The organism is Ruegeria sp. BG10, from assembly GCF_056538575.1.
In genome coordinates, this window is sequence record NZ_JBQFTI010000001.1 from 2,150,676 (window position 1) to 2,169,174 (window position 18,499).

Below are 18,499 nucleotides of genomic sequence, written 5' to 3' on the forward strand. Positions count from 1 at the left end.
CTCTGTCTCCCTCAGATTTCGTCAGCGAAGTGTTTCATGACCAGACGGATCGGGTTCGGGGCCGCCTGCCCCAGACCGCAGATCGAAGCATCGCCCATGACCTGACACAGATCTTCCAACAGATCGGTGTCCCACTTGTCGGCTTGCATCAGTTTCACCGCCTTTTCGCAGCCCGCCCGGCAGGGGGTGCACTGGCCACAGCTTTCATCCTCGAAGAACCGCAGCATGTTCAGCGCCGCATCGCGGGCCGCATCCTGATCGGACAAGACAACTACGGCGGCGGAACCAATGAAGGTGCCCAGCGGTTGCAACGTGTCAAAGTCTAGCGGGACGTCGTCGATGCTGGAGGGGAGAAGACCCGACGACGGCCCGCCCGGTTGATACGCCTTGAACGCATGACCCTCGGCCATGCCGCCGGCGGCATCAATCACGTCAAGAATGGTTGACCCCGCAGGCAGCAGATAAACGCCCGGCTTCGCAACCCGGCCCGAGACCGAAAAGCTGCGCAGACCCTTGCGGCCATTCTTTTCGGTGCCGTTGAGGCACTCCGGCCCCTCACGACAGACCTTCGTGACCCAATAGAGGGTCTCGACGTTGTGCACCAAGGTCGGGCGGTTAAAGACCCCAACCTGCGCCACGAACGGAGGACGGTGACGCGGAAGGCCCTTTTTGCCCTCAATCGACTCGATCATCGCGGATTCTTCGCCGCAGATATAGGCACCGGCACCCCGGCGTAGGTCGATATAGCCCGGCTCGACAATGCCCGCGGCTTCCAGCGCGGCGATCTCGCGGCGCAGAATTTCCAGCACCGCCGGGTATTCGTCGCGCATGTAGATAAAGCAGGTCTCTGCCTCGACCGCCCATGCGGCGATCAGCATGCCCTCCAGGAAGACATGTGGCGTGCGTTCCAGATAGTAACGGTCCTTGAAGGTGCCGGGTTCGCCTTCGTCGCCATTTACGGCCAAATAACGCGGGCCTTCGTTCATGCGTACGAAACCCCATTTCTTGCCGGATGGGAAGCCCGCGCCACCCAAGCCGCGCAGGCCGGAGGCCAGAATGTCCTCCTGCACCTTTTCCCAATCGCCGCCGACGCGCAGTTCTTTCAGCTTGGCGTAGCCGCCGTTGGCCTCATAAGTGGCAAAGGTTTCGTAATCGGGCAAATGGGCATGTGTGTCACCGGCTGCAATCGCAGCCTGCACCTTTTCGGGGGTCGCGTGGTCGATGTGGTTGTGGCCGATCTCCAGCGCCGGGGCGGTGTCGCAGCGGCCCATACACGGCGCGCGGACTACGCGGACCTCGGACGGGTCCAACCCATCCTCCAGCGCCTTTTGCAGACGTTGGGAACCGGCCATCTCGCAGGACAGGGAATCGCATACACGGATCGTCAGAGCGGGCGGTGGGGCCTCATCCTCTTTCACCACATCGAAATGGGCGTAGAACGTCGCGGTCTCGTAGATCTCGGCCTGCCCGACCCGCATCTCAACCGCCAGAGCAGCGATGTGGTCAGCGCTGATATGACCGTGAGCGTCCTGAATCAAATGCAGAAATTCGACCAGCAGATCGCGGCGGCGCGGGCGATCGCCCAGCAGGCGTGCAATTTCAGCCTGTGCCTCATCCGTGAACTGACGGCCCTTGGGCGTGTGCCGCCCTTTGCCTTTACCTGACTTCCAGACGCCCTTGGGTGCGCCTGATGGCTTGGTGTCTAATGGTGCCATGATGCCCTCCGATTGAGGCTCCGTGTCTCATCAGAATAGCATATCGTCAAATCGCATATCGCTATCGCACGATAACGACACCTTATCACCGCAATGAGGTCACCACGCTCCGCAACGCCTCGACCGTTGGCAATTCCGGCGCGCGCGTCAGGGTCGCCAGGCAAATCGGTTTGCTGACCACGGGATCGACCAGCGGCAAAACCTTTGTCCCTTTCAGATCGCCCAGCGCCCGCACCAGCACGCGTGGCACGACCGTGGCCGCCAGCCCTTCGCGTGCCATGACCATCGAGGCGGTGAAGCCGCTGGTTTCCGCAACCACCTGCGGGTGCAGACCCTGCTCGGCAAAAATCCGGTCAAGGATGCGTCGGTTCTGCATCTGCGGTTCCAGCAGGCTGAGCGGAAATTCGGCAACTTTCGCCCAGGGGATCGGTCCGGCCTGATCCGTCATATGAGAAGGGATCAGCAGCACATAGGTCTCTTCATACAGGGGCTGAACCTGCCGCAGGTCGGTGCCAATGCTGTCGCCATACGTGATACCTGCATCCAGGCTGCCTTCATCCAGACGATGCTGAATGGCCGTCGCCGACATGGTTTCGATCCGCGTAACGATCCGCGGATGCGCCTGCCGCAATCGCTTGGTCAACCGCCCGGTAAAGGCAATCGCCGTTGGGATTACGCCCAGGATCAGGGTTCCGGTTATCTCGCCCCGGGCGGCCAGAACCTGTTGTTCCAGCGCCTTGGTGTCGTCAAGAATACGCCGCGCGCGCTGGACGATCATCTCGCCCTCTTCGGTCAGGCCCTGAAACCGGTTGGCGCGGCGCACAATTGAGACGCCCAGCCGATCTTCCAGATTGCGGATACGCATGGAAAAGGCCGGCTGCGAAATCCCGCATTCCTCGGCCGCCTTGGCAAAGTGGCGATGCCGCGCAAGGGCGCTGAGAAGTTGCAGGTCACGGATTTCGATCATTAGGAATTATCTCAAACGAACAGATAACGGCCAAATTAAGGGGGTTTGCGCGGAATAGGAAACCAGTTTTGAGCCTGTGCAACAGAGTCGGTCTTGCCAAAACTTTTTTCGCCCTCTTTGTTCAGGTGATCAAAAAACCGAGTTGGCAGAACGTCATGGCACACACCGTCATTTCTATTGAACCCCATTCCCAGCACGCAACCCTGTCGCGGGAAATTGAGGAAAACCTGCTCAGAGCGCTGGCCGAAGAGAGCGCCCAATCGACCAACAGCAGAATCGTATTGTCCGCAAGGAACCCCGAGGGGAAATTGATCGGCGGCGTAACAGGCGCGACGTCCTATGGCTGGCTTTTGGTGAAAACACTGTGGGTTGACATAACGCTCAAGCGAACCGGGATCGGAACGCGTCTGATGCTGGCGGCTGAAGAACAGGCCAGAGCGTTAGGGTGCCACCATTCCTGGCTGGACACGTCCAGCCCAAGCGCCAGGGCATTTTACGCAAGGCTTGGATACTCCGAATTCGGAGTGCTCAGCAACGCGGCCGGAAACGAACCTATCGGACATTCAAGATGGTTCATGAAGAAACCTCTTTGATCCGGCACAGATGCGTTTGTCTAGAACCAGGTTGTGGAAAACTGGTTTGGTGTACGCCCTAGGTATTGAACAGGAAATGCATCACATCGCCGTCCTTGACGATGTAGCCTTTTCCCTCAGCCCGCATTTTACCTGCTTCTTTCGCCCCCTGCTCGCCATTGGCGGCGATATAGTCGTCATAGGCGATGGTTTCGGCGCGGATGAAACCCTTTTCGAAATCGCCGTGGATCACGCCTGCGGCCTGCGGCGCGGCGGTGCCGGTGCGGATGGTCCAGGCGCGGGCCTCCTTCGGGCCGACAGTGAAGTAGGTCTCCAGCTTCAGCAGGTCATAACCGGCGCGGATCAGACGGTCGAGGCCGGGTTCTTCCAGACCCATCTCTTCCAGGAACATCTGCGCTTCGTCCGCTTCCAGCAGGCTGATCTCTTCTTCGATCTTGGCGCTGATGATGACATGAGCATTGCCCTGCGCGGCGGCCATCTCGGCCACACGGGTGGAATATTCGTTGCCCTCGGCGGCCTCTTCCTCGGACACGTTGCAGACATAGAGAACCGGCTTGGTCGTCAGCAGTTGCAGCATCTTCCAGGCCTTGAAGTCCTCGTCCGACACCTCGACCAGACGCGCGGGCTTGCCGCTTTCCAGCATCTGCTGCGCGGCGGCCAGCAGGCGGTCCTGCTGCTGCGCCTCTTTGTCATTGCCTTTCAGCTTGCGCACAAGGTTGGCGCGGCGCTTTTCGATGCTTTCCAGATCGGCCAGCATCAGCTCGGTCTCGATGGTGTCAGCATCGGCCACCGGGTCGACCCGGCCATCCACATGGGTCACGTCGCCATCTTCGAAGCACCGCAGCACATGGGCGATAGCGTCGGTTTCACGGATGTTGGCCAGAAACTGGTTGCCCAGCCCTTCGCCTTTTGAGGCACCTTTGACCAGACCCGCGATATCCACGAAGGTCATGCGCGTCGGGATGATCTGTTTCGACGAAGCAATCGCGGCCAGCTTGTCCAACCGGTCGTCAGGCACAGCGACATCACCCACATTGGGCTCGATGGTGCAGAACGGGAAATTCGCTGCCTGAGCGGCCGCGGTCTTGGTCAACGCATTGAACAGGGTCGACTTGCCAACATTCGGCAAACCCACAATTCCCATTTTAAAGCCCATGATGGCCTCCTGAAGATACGACGGCGTCTTCTATTCAGGTCGGGGGAAATGCGCAACCCGGATGCCGGAAATCGGCCGAGTCCGAATTGCAACATCACATATCTGTTAAGTTCTTTTGTTTTCACAACTCTTGATTTTGGTGGCACAGCATCACCAACTGAACCTGATCGTATCATGAACCGACGAAGTATGCGTATGAAATCACTAGTTGTTTCCGCCGTTCTGCTGATAGCCGCAACTGCAGTTCAGGCACAGTCCGTCATCTTTGGCGCAGGGTATGCGGATTACTCGGACAGTTCAGCGGACGACGAGGCGCTGTTCTCACTGGAATACCAGCACCGACCGTTTCACGAGGCGACACGGTTCAGCGCAACCTGGGGCGCGGCCCTGTCCGTGGATGCGGCCGGGAATTCGCATATCGGTGCCGGCCTGATCGGAATCTATTCCTTCTCTGACCGCTGGTTCGCCGAGTTCAGCGTCATGCCGGGCTATTTCAACGCCTCGGATGACGACAACGATCTGGGTGGCGACTTTCAGATCAGAAGCCTGCTGGGCGTCGGCTATTCGCTGAACAGCGGCAACAAGGTTTCACTGGCCCTGACGCATAAATCGAATGCCAGCACGGACAGTCCCAACCCCGGCGTCAATGCGCTTTTGCTGCGGTATCATTACGGGTTTTGACGCAATCTGACCCGGCGGGATTGATTTCCGCGGAAAGTTTCTGCACATCAGGTTCAACTCTGAATGCAAGGACTGCAGATGACCCGTATTGATGCCAAGTTCGCCGCCTTGAACGCCCAAGGGAAAAAGGCCTTTGTTGCCTATATCATGGCGGGCGACCCTGATTTCGACACATCGCTGGAGGTCGTGAGAGGTTTGCCTGGTGCGGGGGTCGATGTCATCGAACTGGGCCTGCCATTCACCGATCCGATGGCGGATGGTCCGACCATCCAGGCCGCCGGTCAACGGGCGCTGGACGGCGGCATGACGCTGCAGCGGACGCTGGATCTGGCCCGTGCATTCCGCGAAACCGACGAAACAACTCCGATTGTCCTCATGGGGTATTACAATCCGATCTACAGCCGCGGCGTCGATGCCTTTCTTGCAGATGCAAAGGACGCAGGCATCGACGGTCTGATCGTCGTCGACCTGCCACCGGAAGAGGACGAAGAACTTTGTCTGCCGGCGCAGGCGGCGGGCCTGAATTTTATCCGTCTGGCGACACCGACAACAGACGACAAGCGCCTGCCTCGCGTGCTGCAAAACACTTCGGGCTTCGTCTATTATGTCTCGATCACCGGCATTACCGGCGCGGCCGAAGCACAGGCCACAAATGTCGGTCCCGAGGTCGCCCGGATCAAGTCGGCAACAGACCTGCCCGTGATCGTTGGCTTTGGCATCAATACCCCGGAAAAATCCCAGGCAATTGCAAGTGTCGCCGATGGCGCGGTCGTGGGGTCCGCCATTGTCAGCCAGATCGCTGCCGGCAAACCGGTGGCCGAAGTTCTGGACTTTGTGAAGTCACTGGCCGACGGGGCGCACTCGGTCTGAACGACGGACGAGTCAGGATTGATGTCTGTCAACCGCAGCAGGTCGCGCGCCTGCTGCGGTTTTTTGCTGTCTGGACCTGATGGCGCGACGTGATAGTAAATTGGCTTGAAAACCCAACCAGATCGACGAAAGCGCCGGAATATGCCCGTAATCACAACCATCGAAGACCTGCGCCGCATTTACGAACGTCGCGTGCCGCGCATGTTTTACGATTATGCCGAAAGCGGCAGCTGGACCGAGCAGACCTTTCGCGACAACAGCTCTGATTTTGAAGATATCCGGCTGCGCCAGCGGGTTGCCGTTGATATGGCCGGGCGCTCAACAGTGTCACAGATGATCGGGCAGGATGTCACCATGCCGGTTGCGCTGGCGCCGGTCGGTCTGACCGGGATGCAGCATGCCGACGGCGAGATGAAAGCCGCTAAAGCGGCCGAAGAGTTCGGCGTTCCTTTCACCCTGTCCACCATGTCGATCAATTCGATCGAGGACGTGGCCGAACACACTTCGAAACCTTTCTGGTTTCAGCTTTATACGATGAAGGATCAGGACTATGTCAGCCGTCTGATCCAGCGGGCGAAAGACGCGAAATGCGCAGCGCTGGTGATAACTCTGGACCTGCAAATTCTCGGACAGCGACACAAGGATTTGAAAAACGGCCTGTCTGCCCCGCCGAAACTGACAGCGAAGACCATCGCCAACCTGATGACCAAATGGTCCTGGGGGATTGAGATGATGCGCGCCAAGCGGCGCGAGTTCGGAAATATCGTCGGCCATGTCGAAAGCATTTCAGACGCCTCTTCGCTGGGCGCGTGGACGGCCGAGCAGTTCGATCCCAGCCTCGACTGGAAGAAGGTCGGAAAGCTGATGGAGCAGTGGGGCGGCAAAGTAATCCTGAAGGGTATTCTGGATGCCGAGGATGCAAAAATGGCGGCAAAGCTTGGCGCGGATGCCATCGTCGTGTCCAACCACGGCGGACGGCAACTGGACGGTGCGCTCAGTTCCATCCGCATGCTGCCGGAAATCATGGATGCGGTCGGGGACGATATCGAGGTTCATCTGGACAGCGGCATCCGGTCGGGTCAGGACGTTCTCAAGGCGCTGGCCCTGGGGGCCAAGGGAACCTATATCGGGCGCGCTTTCGTGTATGGGCTGGGCGCAATGGGACAAAAGGGCGTGACAACGGCTCTGGATGTCATTCACAAGGAACTGGACACCACCATGGCCCTGTGCGGTGAACGGAATGTGGGTGATCTGGGCCGCCATAACCTGCTGATCCCCGAAGACTTTGGCGGCCTCTGGCAGGACTGATCCACGTTTGTCCGGACGGGGGGCAAAAATCCCTTTCCAATTCCGGTGAATCAAGCTATGGACGCGGCTTCACACGGGCATACAGCCTTGGAGGATGCCCGCCCTAACATTGGAGAATATATCATGGCTGGTGAGATTCCTGATCTCGTAGCTCTGGAACGGACGGGGACAGGCAAGGGCGCCGCTCGTCAGGCACGCCGCGACGGCATGGTTCCAGGCATTGTTTTTGGTGGCGACAAAGAACCGCTGCCGATTCAGATTCCGTTCAACGTCCTGTTCAAGCGCCTGAAAGCAGGCCGGTTCAAGTCGACCCTGTGGAACCTGAAGGTTGAAGGCCACGACGACGTCCGCGTCATCTGCCGCGACGTTCAGCGTGACGTTGTCAAAGACCTGCCGACCCACCTGGACCTGATGCGCCTGCGCCGGACCACCAAGATCGCGCTGTACATCCCCGTTGAGTTCATCAACGAAGAAGAGGCGCCCGGCATCAAGAAGGGCGGCGTTCTGACCGTTGTCCGCCCTGAGGTCGAACTGATGTGCACCGCCGGTGACATCCCCGAGAAGATCACCGTTGATCTGACCGGGATGGAGATCAACGACGTTGTGACCATTTCGTCGGTTGAACTGCCTGCAGGCACCAAGCCGACCATCGACCGTGACTTCGTGATCGCGAACGTCTCGGCACCGACCGGCCTGTCGTCCAGCGACGACGAAGAAGGCGAAGAGGTCGAAGTGGCCGCAGACGAGGTTGAAGTCGTCGGTCAGGAAGAAGCAGAAGAATAAATCCGGACCAAACTGTTCGGAAGATGGAACGGGGCCCTATACGGGGCCCCGTTTTTCTTTGCGCGTGCGGGCTGGAAAACGGATGGCATTCCGTGCAATCAACCATTTGTGCGTTTTGCGCCATACACAAGGACGAGGCTATGAAACTGTTTGTCGGATTGGGGAATCCGGGGACCAAATACGCCCGCAACCGGCACAATATCGGCTTTATGGCCGTGGATCGGATTGCAGAAGACCATGGCTTCGGTCCGTGGAAATCCAAGTTTCAGGCGGACATTGCCGAGGGTCGGCTGGGATCGGAAAAGGTTTTGCTGATCAAACCGCAAACCTTCATGAATCGCTCTGGCCAGTCGGTGGGTGAGGCGATGCGGTTCTACAAGCTCGATTCGACCGATGTGATCGTTTTTCATGACGAACTGGACCTCGCCCCCGGCAAGGTCCGCGTCAAGGCAGGCGGCGGGCATGCCGGTCACAACGGGCTGCGTTCGGTCCACGAACATATCAGCCCGGCCTACGACAGGGTGCGGCTGGGGATCGGACATCCCGGACGGAAAGAATTGGTGTCGCCTTACGTGCTGGGAGATTTCGCCAAAGCCGATGCCGACTGGCTGGATGACGTATTGCGCGGGGTGTCGGATGGCGCCGCGTACCTTGCCCAGGACGAGGGCGGCAAATTCATGAATGCCGTCGCCTTGCGCACCGCGCCGCCCCGGTCATCGAAATCGCCCGCCAAAGCCCCCGCACCCGCGGCAAACCCCGCGCCTGAACCCGAGCCGGACAACCGCTCTGCCATGCAGAAGTTGCTGGACAAGTTCAAATAGGGTCGCTGACGTTGCCGCCACGTCCCAATTGCGGAACGCAACCAGGCAGGTTCCAATACGACACGCAAATGGGAGGCGTCATATGAGAACCGTGTTGAAGTGGGCGCTGCGCATCGTGCTGATGCTGGTGCTGGCCGCAGCAGTCGTGGGGTTCTGGAAACGCGAAGAGATTCAGCGCCTGATGGCCGTGAACTCTTTGTTTTCCGAAGAAAAGATCGTTCACAACTTCTCGAACATGGATCAGGCATTCCTGTCTGTCGACCTGCCGCGTGGCGACGGCCCGACCTGGGACCTGCCCTACGGGGCCGGGTTCGACCTGCCGAAAGGCACCGACACCTGGATCGAAGACCGGGCGGTCACTTCCCTTTTGGTGATGCAGGACGGTCAGATCCGGTTCGAAGAATACTATCTGGGCACCACACCCGACGACCGGCGAATTTCGTGGTCGGTGGCCAAAAGCTATCTGTCCGCCCTGTTCGGCATTCTGCTGGACGAAGGGGCGATCGCTTCGCTGGACGATCCGGTTGTGAAATACGCACCGAAACTGACCGGGACGGCCTATGACGGCGCGACTATTCGAAATGTCCTGAATATGGCCAGTGGCGTGACCTTTGACGAGGATTACCTAGACTATGACTCAGACATCAACCGCATGGGTCGCGTCGTTGCCCTGGGCGGCGAGTTGGACGATTTTGCCGCTTCATTGCAGGACAGTTTCGCCACGCCCGGCGACACCTGGCAATATGTTTCAATCGACACGCATGTCATCGGCATGGTCATCCGTGGCGCAACCGGACGGAGCGTTGCGGATCTGTTGACCGAACGGATCGTACAGCCTTTGGGTCTGGAACAGGACGGCTATTACATCACCGACGGTGTCGGGGTGGCCTTTGTTCTGGGCGGGCTGAACTTTACCACTCGGGATTTTGCCCGATTTGGTCAGATGATCCTGCAGAACGGGTCCCACAATGGTCAGCAGCTTGTGCCCGCCGATTGGCTTGCCGAATCCGTTCTGCCCAACGCGCCCACGGGCCCCGGAAAGATCGGTTATGGATATCAATGGTGGATCCCCGTGGGCGCGCATGAGGGTGAGTTTCTGGCGCGTGGCATCTATGGGCAGTACATCTATTTCGATCAGCCGCGCGGTGTGCTGATCGTCACGACAGGCGCGGATCGCAGGTTTCGCGATCCGGGCGTCCACGAGGCAAACATAGAAATGTTCCGCAGCATCGCCCAAAGCCTGTAAGGTGGGATCATGCAAAAGCAGGACAGCATAAACGTATTGGGCGGCGTCCTTGCCCCATGCTCGCGCGACCCGTTGACCGGGTTTTTTCGGGACGGGGCCTGCAATACCTGCCCCGAGGATCAGGGCAGCCACACGGTCTGTGCCGTGATGACGGCCGAGTTTCTGGCCTTTTCCAAATATGTCGGCAATGACCTGAGCACCCCGCGCCCCGAGTTCAACTTTCCGGGTCTGAAACCCGGTGACAGCTGGTGCCTGTGCGCTGCGCGTTTTCTTCAGGCCCATGACGAAGGTTGCGCACCCAGGGTGCATCTGGAGGCAACCCATCAAAGGGCGCTGGACGTGGTCCCGCTGCGCCTTTTGAAAGATAACGCCACTCACGGCTAAGCAGACCAGCCCGGGAACACCCGGACCGGCCCTAATTCGGGATCACTCCCGCAGTTTGACAAGGTCGGACATCAGACCTTCGGTCCCGTTGTGGACCGTCAGCCGCTCGACCTTGCCGGCGATGGTTTCCAGCGCCTCCAGCTCTTTCAGCCGCAGCATCACCGGGTTTTCCGCCATCACCTTCGCGGTGTTCAACAGGGACCGCGTGGCGTTGGTTTCTTCCCGCCGCCGGATGACGTTGGCCTCGGCCTGTTTTTCGGCGGCGACCACGGCAGTCAGGATCTCCCGCATCTCACCGGGCAGGATGACGTCTTTCAACGCGATCTCACCCACTTCGATGCCGATCCCGGCCATCTGTGTCCGCACCCGATCGGCGGCCTCGGTGTCGACGGTCACTTTCTCGGCCAGCAGCCGGTCAAGCGTCATCGCGCCCAGGGTCTTCCGGAACGCCAGTTGCAGCGCCCGGTGCAGGGCCTGATCGAAGTCCCTGACCGTCCCCACCGCCTTGACCGGATCAACGACCCGGTAGTCGGCGCTGAGGTTGACCCGGATAGTCACCCGGTCCCTGGTCAGGATCTCCTGCCCGGTCACCTCATGGGTCCGTTGCCGCAGGTCGATTTGCTTGACCTCGACGTTCCGGCCCGCCTTCCAGAAGGCATGCGCGCCCGGGTTCAGCTGATCCACCAGCACACCGTCAACCGTCAGCAGACCGGTATGGCCCTCGGCGATCTCAACCTGTGTCAGGTTGATCCGCAGCCCGGCCCGAACCAGCCGTTGCGCCACCGGTTTGGGGGCGATCATGGTCCCGGTCAGGCTGTGCGGCTCTGCTTCCCACGGACCTGCATCTTTCCAGACCAGCGCCCGTGCTTCGGGGTTCAGGACCCGAACAGGGACCCCATCCCGCAGCAGAACCAGAACTTCGTCGGGCCCGGCCCGGAACTCGGTCAGATGCTTGGCGGCAAGTTCAGGCCGGTTCTGCATGAGTGCCCGCTCGTAGGGCGACACGAAAAAGAGAGATTCCAGATCGTGCAACTCGGTCAGCACATCCTTGCGCGGCAGCCGGTGTTTACCGGGGCCGAGGATTGCATCGAACACCCCGTTGCGCAGGACCAGCATCCGCTGGGTCTCAGTCAGGGTCAGCCGCCGGTGGCCGGTCAGCCGGTCAATCAGATCTTGGAACAGTGTCATGTCATCTCTCCTTTTCGTCTCGCTCTATCGTCGTCGCAAATGCGAACTCCTTTTCATGTTTTCAGTGGGTTGCACCCCGAACGGGTGACAGGTGTGTAGCCTTCGGACGAAGGCGGGAAAGATCCGGGCATCCCCCGCGCCACGCCCCTGCGCGGGAGGGTCAGAGAGAGGGGCGCGGGACCCATGCGCCGCCTTGCCCAAGGGGCTAAGCGGGGCACCGATCCGGCGGCACCGTCATCCGCCCTCCGGCCCAAGGCCAGAGCAGCGAAGGCCCCTGCCCCGCCCGGCCAAAGCCTGACGTTGCGCGGTGCCACCCCTGCTGGGGAACACCCGGACCCTAATGTTATGGACCGTTTTCACGGGCCGGCGTGGAAGGCCGGTGCTGACCTAACAGCGTTTGTTCAAATGACGGGATTCGAACCCGCTACACATCGATTCGCAGTCGAATGCTCTAACCAGAATGAGCTACATTTGGTGCTTTGGAAGGAGTCGAACCTTCGCCTACAGAGTTGGATCTGCCGCTCTATCCGCCCGAGCTTCAAAGCTTACCAATCCCCGGTTTCGGCCCTGGCATACGGTTTCGGCAGCGCCGTCCGCACCGGGAGAGTGATCACCTCTGCCCGCTAGGGTCCGGCCCGTTGTGACCGGTAGCGGCGGGTTTAGGCGAAGGCACTGGATTCGCTCAATAAATTTTTGCGCCCCTAAAACGCACCTGTGGCGAGTGCGCAACAAAATTACCCAGTTGCGCAACATTCGAAAAGGTATCGCACCAAAAACAAAGCGGCGCACCCGTCAATGGCGCGCCGCTCTTGTCACAAGTTTCAAATTTTACCGCTTGGTCAATCCGCGGTACGGCCTTCGGTATCCGACATGTCGAAGTTCAGATACTTGGCCACTGTCTGCACGTCCTTGTCGCCACGTCCGCACATGTTCATGCAGATCAGGTGGTCTTCGGGCAATTCCGGCGCGATTTTCATCACATGGGCCAGCGCGTGGCAGGGTTCCAGCGCGGGGATGATGCCTTCGGTCGCGCAACACAGCTGGAACGCCTCAAGCGCCTCTTTGTCGGTGATCGAGACATATTGCGCGCGACCGACGTCGTTCAGCCACGAATGTTCCGGGCCGATACCGGGGTAATCGAGACCCGCGGAGATCGAATACCCTTCGAGGATTTGTCCGTCGTCATCCTGCAACAGATAGGTCCGGTTGCCGTGCAGCACGCCCGGGCGACCACCGGTCAGCGAGGCGCAATGCTCCATCTTCTCGTTCACACCTTTCCCGCCAGCTTCGACGCCGATGATGTTCACGGATTTATCGTCGAGGAACGGGTAGAACAGGCCCATCGCGTTCGATCCACCACCGATGGCGGCGATGATCGTGTCGGGCAGACGGCCCTCGGCCTTATGCATCTGCTCCTTGGCTTCCTTGCCGATGATCGACTGGAAATCACGGACCATCGCAGGGTACGGGTGCGGACCGGCCACGGTTCCGATGCAGTAGAACGTGTCGCGCACATTGGTCACCCAGTCCCGCAGCGCGTCGTTCATCGCGTCTTTCAGCGTGCCTCTGCCGCTGGTCACCGGGATCACCTCGGCCCCCAGCAGGCGCATACGGAACACGTTCGGGGCCTGACGCTGTACGTCATGCGCGCCCATATAGACCACACATTTCAGGCCGAACTTGGCACAGACGGTGGCAGTCGCTACGCCATGCTGCCCCGCCCCGGTTTCGGCGATGATCCGGGTCTTGCCCATCCGACGCGCCAGAATAATCTGGCCCAGAACGTTGTTGATCTTGTGCGCGCCGGTATGGTTCAGCTCATCGCGCTTCAGATAAATTTTCGCACCTCCCAGATGTTCGGTCAGGCGCTCCGCATAGTAGAGCGGCGAGGGGCGGCCCACATAGTTCGCCCACAGATCATCCATCTCGGCCCAGAAGGTCGGATCGTCCTTGGCCTTCTCATATTCCTCTTCCAACGACAGGATCAGGGGCATCAGCGTTTCGCTGACGAACCGTCCACCGAAAATGCCGAAACGGCCCTGTTCGTCGGGGCCGGACATGAAGGAATTGAAAAGATCGTTGGCCATGGGTGTCTCCATCGTCGTACCTGATGTTCATAGGAGGTAGGCGCAGAATTTGCCATGGCAAAACGTGTTCGCCCGACGATCAATTGGACGCTTCAATAAACGCCCTGATTAGCCCCGCATCCTTGATGCCGGGCGCGCTTTCCACACCTGATGAGACATCGACCTGCCGCGCGCCGGTCATGCGCACCGCCTCGGCCACATTGTCCGGTGTCAGCCCACCCGCCAGCATCCAAGGCCGCCGCCAGTATTTGCGCCCGGCCAGCAGCCGCCAGTCAAACGCCAGCCCGTTTCCACCCGGAAGTTCCGAACTGCGTGGCGGCTTGGCGTCGATCAGCAACTGGTCAGCCACCTCGGAATACTGGTCGATCGCGGCAAGGTCTTCGGGTTCCGCAATGCCGATTGCCTTCATGACCGGCAGCCCAAACCGGCTGCGGATTTCGGCCACACGGTCCGGGGTTTCTTTTCCGTGCAACTGCAACATGTCCAGTGGAACGGTCGAAACGATCCGGTCCAGTTCTTCATCTGTAGCATTCACCGTCAGGGCGACCTTGGCAATTCCGACCGGCACCAGATGGGCCAGTTCGGTCGCGGCCGGAACCTCAAGATGTCTGGGCGATTTGGGAAAAAAGACAAAGCCTACATAGCGCGCGCCTGCATCGGCAGCCGCGCGCACGTGATCAGGTGCGGTAAGCCCGCAGATCTTTACGTTTACATCTTGGGGCATTGTCGCGCCTCAGCTGGCCTCATCCAGAAGAGCCAGAACCTCGTCCTGCCCTTCGTTCTGCTTTTTCTTGAGCTTCTTGACCTCGCGCTCAAGCTTGCGCACTTCGCTTTTCTTGGCGGTCGCGTCGCGGCGGTGTTTGTGCTCGCGCAGCCATTCCCAGAGAAAACCGATGATCAGCCCCGCAACCACGCCGCCCAGCACAACAAGGAACAGAGGCAATGTCGTGTTGAAGTTAAAGCCCAGCAGCTCGGCAATCGCGTCGGGCATAAGCTTCAGCTCTACCGACTCGCGGTTGGCAAGCGAGATGGAGATGAGGGCGATTCCGAGGATCGCCAGAAAAGCATATCGAAGGTAGCGCATCATGGCTTAGGCTTTACCGTTCAAACGATCCCTTAGCAACTTGCCAGTCTTGAAAAACGGAACGCATTTTTCTTCGACCTGAACGGTCTCGCCGGTTCTGGGATTGCGGCCGACGCGGGCGTCGCGCTGTTTTACCGAAAAGGCGCCAAATCCGCGCAGCTCAACCCGGTCTCCCCGGGCCATCGCATCCGTTACTTCTTCGAACACGGTATTCACGATCCGTTCGACGTCACGCTGATAAAGGTGCGGGTTCTCGTCGGCAATTTTCTGAATCAGTTCTGAACGGATCATGTGCGTTACCCTCCCAGGCGACCGGTTAACCATGTCTATTATTCTGAACAGTATAGAAAAAAACTCGGTTCGGGGGAACGTAAACTCTGTGTGCGAAGCCTTCATTTTCCTGCAAAGTCGCGCGATTTTTTGCTTGTTGGCGTAATTTCCGCGCCTAATGCGCAGGCCTGTGCCGCAATAACCCCAAAAATCGGAACATATTGATTCGCAACAAAAACGGCCCCGCGCTGATGCGCGGGGCCGTAATTCCGGCTTTAACTGAAGCCCGGGACTTAGTCGCCCGATTTCAGCGCAGCACCCAGGATATCGCCCAGCGATGCGCCCGAGTCGGACGAGCCGTACTGCTCGACGGCTTCTTTCTCTTCGGCGATCTCGCGTGCCTTGATCGACAGGCCCAGACGACGGGTCTTGCTGTCGACATTGGTGACGCGGACGTCGACCTTGTCACCGACCGAGAAACGCTCGGGGCGCTGTTCGGCACGGTCACGGCTCAGGTCCGAACGGCGGATGAAGGATTTCATGCCTTCATACTCGACCTCGATGCCGCCATCTTCGATCGCGGTGACCTCAACGGTGATGACCGAGCCACGCTTCACGCCGCCCACGGCTTCGGCGAACTTGTCACCGCCCAGGGCTTTGATCGACAGCGAGATACGCTCTTTTTCCACGTCAACTTCCGAGACAACGGCCGAAACCATGTCGCCTTTGCGGTAGTTCTGGATCGCATCCTCGCCACGCTCGTCCCACGACAGGTCCGACAGGTGAACCATGCCGTCGATGTCGCCGTCGAGGCCAATGAACAGACCGAATTCGGTGATGTTCTTGACTTCGCCTTCGACCTGCGTGCCCTCGGGGTGGGTTTCTGCAAACACTTCCCACGGGTTGCGCTGAGTCTGTTTCAAGCCCAGAGACACGCGACGCTTGGCGCCGTCGATTTCCAGAACCATGACGTCGACTTCCTGGCTGGTCGAAACGATCTTGCCGGGGTGGACGTTTTTCTTGGTCCAGGACATCTCGGACACGTGCACCAGACCTTCGACACCGGCTTCCAGCTCGACGAACGCGCCGTAGTCGGTGATGTTGGTGACGCGACCCTGATGAACCGAGCCCAGCGGGTATTTCGCAGCAACCAGATCCCACGGATCTTCCTGCAGCTGCTTCATGCCCAGGCTGATGCGGTGGGTCTCTTTGTTGATCTTGATGACCTGAACCTTGATGGTTTCGCCGATCGTCAGGATCTCGGACGGGTGGTTCACACGACGCCATGCCATGTCGGTGACGTGCAGCAGGCCGTCAACGCCGCCCAGGTCAACGAATGCACCGTATTCGGTGATGTTCTTGACGACACCCTCGACGGTCTGACCTTCGGACAGGTTGCCGATGACTTCGGCACGCTGTTCGGCACGCGATTCTTCCAGGATTGCGCGGCGCGAGACAACGATGTTGCCACGGCGGCGGTCCATTTTCAGGATCTGGAACGGCTGCTTCAGACCCATCAGCGGGCCAGCGTCGCGCACGGGGCGAACGTCAACCTGCGAACCGGGCAGGAACGCAACTGCGCCACCCAGATCGACGGTGAAGCCACCTTTGACGCGGCCAAAGATTGCACCTTCGACGCGCTGGTCGTCGGCATATGCTTTTTCCAGACGGTCCCATGCCTCTTCACGGCGGGCCATCTCGCGCGAGATGACGGCTTCGCCACGGGCGTTTTCTGCGGCGCGCAGGTAAACTTCGACCTCGTCGCCTACAGCGATTTCAGGGGCTTCGCCGGGATTTGCGAATTCTTTCAGATCAACGCGGCCTTCCATTTTGTAGCCTACGTCGATGATGGCTTGGCCGGCTTCGATCGCCAGAACCTTGCCTTTGACAACAGAACCCTCTTCGGGCGTGTCCATTTCGAAGCTTTCATTCAGGAGGGCTTCGAATTCCTCCATGGATGTGTTAGCCATGTGGCGTTGTTTTCCTTTACATACGTTTTTGCTGGCCGAGCGGTTGTCTCCGCCGGTCTTGTTTCATGATGTCTGACTGCGTGACCCGGGGCGCATCCGATTACACAAACACAAAGGGCCGAGGTGACCCGGCCCTGCTCAGATACGTCATCCGGACGTTAACCGCCCTTGTTCAGACGCGTGCTCTATAACGGGTTGGTCGTTGCCCCGCAAGTCGAAAGCAGTTTTTACACCCAATGCCGCCGATCCTGCCCGCTTCACGTTGGCTTGATCCTGCGCCGGACATGTTGCGCCCGTACGGGTGACACGGCACTTCTGTTAAAATCCAATAGCGAACCGGAGCGATTTGGCCATGGAAGACTTCAATCTCATTGTCGCGCAGCAGCCTCAATGGCTTCAGATCTGGTTGAATATCCTTGGGTTCGGCGCGTTCCTGTTGCCGATCGCGTTGCTGATCTGGCGGCAAACCCGCCTGGTCGCCGTTGCGACCGTTGCAAGCAGTGTTTTGGCAGGGGCAGGTGTGATGCTGATCTTCAGCCAACTCGGCTACGTGCGCCTCATGGGCCTTGGGCATATCGTTTTCTGGACCCCGCTGGCCTTCTATCTTTGGAAACAACAGGCGCGCCCGGAGATATTGACGGCACCCAGGTGGATTATCCGGGTTATCCTTTTGATCATCGCGATCTCGCTGGCGTTCGACTATGTGGACGTCGTCCGGTACTTGCTGGGTGATCGAACGCCGGTCGCTGTCCCGTCCTGACAGTCGTGCTGCCCGCTAGATTTCCTCGCCCTTTTTCAACAGTTCCTCGATCAGCTCGCGCTGAAGATTGCCACTGTCACCACCGTCGAATTGCTGACCGCCGCTGGAGTAGAGCGAGCCATAGGTCTTGGCGATGTTAACCGTTTGAGCCAGCCCCGAGATCAGCTGATCCTTTTTCAACGGCGAAAGCGGATGAATGAACGCAGCCCATACCGTCCCGTTGGCAATCGCATAGCGCGCATCCAATGTGGTGTCGAAATTGGCCTGCATCATCCGTTGCATGTCTTCGTCGGTCAGGCCCTCGGCGCTGCGGATCGGGACCATGGCGCGCATCCGGTCGGCGCTGGAATCCGTGATGATCAGGACCCGAACATCCGAAACTGTCAGTTGAAAGCCCGGGCCGCTTGGCTGCGCGTCGGGATCAAGGGCAAAGAGGATCTTGCCCAGACGTTCATAGTTCATCGGCGGCTCGGATTCCTGGGCGGCCAGCCCTCCGGCCAGAAATATCAGTATCAGGGCTAGTCGGATCATGGCATCACTCCTGCACGGTACGGGTTCACAATAGGAACCCTTCTGTCCCCTGACCAAACAAAGCTTGGTGAGGACTACCTCCTGC

19 protein-coding genes and 1 tRNA gene are annotated in these 18,499 nt (G+C 59.3%); 9 read left to right on the forward strand and 11 right to left on the reverse strand.

The annotated features are described in order from the left end of the window. Positions 1-11: 11 nt before the first annotated feature. The gene (locus ACR0D8_RS10655; RefSeq protein WP_480646187.1) at positions 12-1,715 is read right to left on the reverse strand and encodes an NAD(P)H-dependent oxidoreductase subunit E; all 1,704 of its coding nucleotides are present in this window, start codon (positions 1,713-1,715) and stop codon (positions 12-14) included. Between the two features lie 85 nt (positions 1,716-1,800). Then, a complete protein-coding gene (locus ACR0D8_RS10660; RefSeq protein ID WP_475162694.1) occupies positions 1,801-2,682 on the reverse strand; it encodes a LysR family transcriptional regulator in 882 nt (293 codons plus the stop codon). Between the two features lie 155 nt (positions 2,683-2,837). Here ACR0D8_RS10660 and ACR0D8_RS10665 point away from each other — a divergent pair, with 155 nt between their 5' ends. After that, on the forward strand, positions 2,838-3,275 hold the full coding sequence (locus tag ACR0D8_RS10665) for a GNAT family N-acetyltransferase (protein ID WP_480646189.1): 438 nt from the start codon (positions 2,838-2,840) through the stop codon (positions 3,273-3,275). 58 nt (positions 3,276-3,333) lie between these two features. Here ACR0D8_RS10665 and ychF read toward each other — a convergent pair whose 3' ends face one another. Further along, positions 3,334-4,431 carry a redox-regulated ATPase YchF gene (ychF, locus tag ACR0D8_RS10670; protein WP_480646191.1) on the reverse strand — a complete coding sequence of 366 codons (1,098 nt, stop codon included), beginning with the start codon at positions 4,429-4,431 and terminating at the stop codon, positions 3,334-3,336. Between the two features lie 195 nt (positions 4,432-4,626). On the opposite strand from ychF, the gene ACR0D8_RS10675 reads away from it, so the two are divergent. From ACR0D8_RS10675 to ACR0D8_RS10705, 7 genes are all read left to right on the forward strand, one after another. Then, the gene (locus ACR0D8_RS10675) at positions 4,627-5,112 is read left to right on the forward strand and encodes an acyloxyacyl hydrolase (protein WP_480646193.1); all 486 of its coding nucleotides are present in this window, start codon (positions 4,627-4,629) and stop codon (positions 5,110-5,112) included. Between the two features lie 78 nt (positions 5,113-5,190). Continuing rightward, positions 5,191-5,982, forward strand: coding sequence for a tryptophan synthase subunit alpha (gene trpA / locus ACR0D8_RS10680; RefSeq protein ID WP_480646194.1), 792 nt, complete (start codon positions 5,191-5,193; stop codon positions 5,980-5,982). Positions 5,983-6,123: 141 nt separating this feature from the next. Further along, a complete protein-coding gene (locus tag ACR0D8_RS10685; RefSeq protein ID WP_480646196.1) occupies positions 6,124-7,290 on the forward strand; it encodes an alpha-hydroxy acid oxidase in 1,167 nt (388 codons plus the stop codon). Between the two features lie 123 nt (positions 7,291-7,413). Continuing rightward, positions 7,414-8,073, forward strand: a complete 660-nt coding sequence (locus ACR0D8_RS10690) for a 50S ribosomal protein L25/general stress protein Ctc (protein WP_480646198.1) — start codon at positions 7,414-7,416, stop codon at positions 8,071-8,073. Between the two features lie 140 nt (positions 8,074-8,213). Beyond that, positions 8,214-8,894, forward strand: coding sequence for an aminoacyl-tRNA hydrolase (pth, locus tag ACR0D8_RS10695; RefSeq protein WP_480646200.1), 681 nt, complete (start codon positions 8,214-8,216; stop codon positions 8,892-8,894). Between the two features lie 82 nt (positions 8,895-8,976). After that, positions 8,977-10,140 (forward strand): serine hydrolase domain-containing protein, encoded by a 1,164-nt coding sequence (locus ACR0D8_RS10700; protein WP_480646202.1) that lies wholly within the window; start codon positions 8,977-8,979, stop codon positions 10,138-10,140. Between the two features lie 9 nt (positions 10,141-10,149). Continuing rightward, positions 10,150-10,524, forward strand: coding sequence for a DUF2237 family protein (locus ACR0D8_RS10705; protein ID WP_480646204.1), 375 nt, complete (start codon positions 10,150-10,152; stop codon positions 10,522-10,524). 42 nt (positions 10,525-10,566) lie between these two features. Here the strand turns inward: ACR0D8_RS10705 and ACR0D8_RS10710 are convergent, their stop codons facing one another. The 7 genes from ACR0D8_RS10710 to rpsA all read right to left on the reverse strand — a co-directional run bounded on the left by ACR0D8_RS10710 (position 10,567) and on the right by rpsA (position 17,123). Further along, positions 10,567-11,712, reverse strand: a complete 1,146-nt coding sequence (locus ACR0D8_RS10710) for a slipin family protein (protein WP_480646206.1) — start codon at positions 11,710-11,712, stop codon at positions 10,567-10,569. Between the two features lie 400 nt (positions 11,713-12,112). Further along, a tRNA-Arg gene (locus ACR0D8_RS10715) sits at positions 12,113-12,187 on the reverse strand. 364 nt (positions 12,188-12,551) lie between these two features. Continuing rightward, positions 12,552-13,799 carry a tryptophan synthase subunit beta gene (trpB, locus tag ACR0D8_RS10720; RefSeq protein ID WP_480646208.1) on the reverse strand — a complete coding sequence of 416 codons (1,248 nt, stop codon included), beginning with the start codon at positions 13,797-13,799 and terminating at the stop codon, positions 12,552-12,554. Positions 13,800-13,878: 79 nt separating this feature from the next. Further along, the gene (locus tag ACR0D8_RS10725) at positions 13,879-14,523 is read right to left on the reverse strand and encodes a phosphoribosylanthranilate isomerase (RefSeq protein WP_480646210.1); all 645 of its coding nucleotides are present in this window, start codon (positions 14,521-14,523) and stop codon (positions 13,879-13,881) included. A 9-nt stretch (positions 14,524-14,532) separates the two neighbouring features. After that, a complete protein-coding gene (locus ACR0D8_RS10730; RefSeq protein ID WP_480646410.1) occupies positions 14,533-14,883 on the reverse strand; it encodes a lipopolysaccharide assembly protein LapA domain-containing protein in 351 nt (116 codons plus the stop codon). A gap of 6 nt (positions 14,884-14,889) precedes the next feature. After that, positions 14,890-15,174, reverse strand: coding sequence for an integration host factor subunit beta (gene ihfB / locus ACR0D8_RS10735; RefSeq protein ID WP_037310872.1), 285 nt, complete (start codon positions 15,172-15,174; stop codon positions 14,890-14,892). Positions 15,175-15,446: 272 nt separating this feature from the next. Beyond that, entirely contained in the window at positions 15,447-17,123 is a 1,677-nt protein-coding gene (rpsA, locus tag ACR0D8_RS10740; protein WP_475162729.1) for a 30S ribosomal protein S1, read from the reverse strand. A gap of 352 nt (positions 17,124-17,475) precedes the next feature. Between rpsA and ACR0D8_RS10745 the strand changes: the two genes are divergently transcribed. After that, positions 17,476-17,883: a hypothetical protein gene (locus ACR0D8_RS10745; RefSeq protein ID WP_480646212.1), complete on the forward strand. Its 408-nt coding sequence runs from the start codon at positions 17,476-17,478 to the stop codon at positions 17,881-17,883. Positions 17,884-17,898: 15 nt separating this feature from the next. On the opposite strand, the gene ACR0D8_RS10750 is transcribed toward ACR0D8_RS10745, so the two are convergent. Continuing rightward, positions 17,899-18,414: a hypothetical protein gene (locus ACR0D8_RS10750; RefSeq protein WP_475162733.1), complete on the reverse strand. Its 516-nt coding sequence runs from the start codon at positions 18,412-18,414 to the stop codon at positions 17,899-17,901. Positions 18,415-18,499 lie beyond the last annotated feature (85 nt).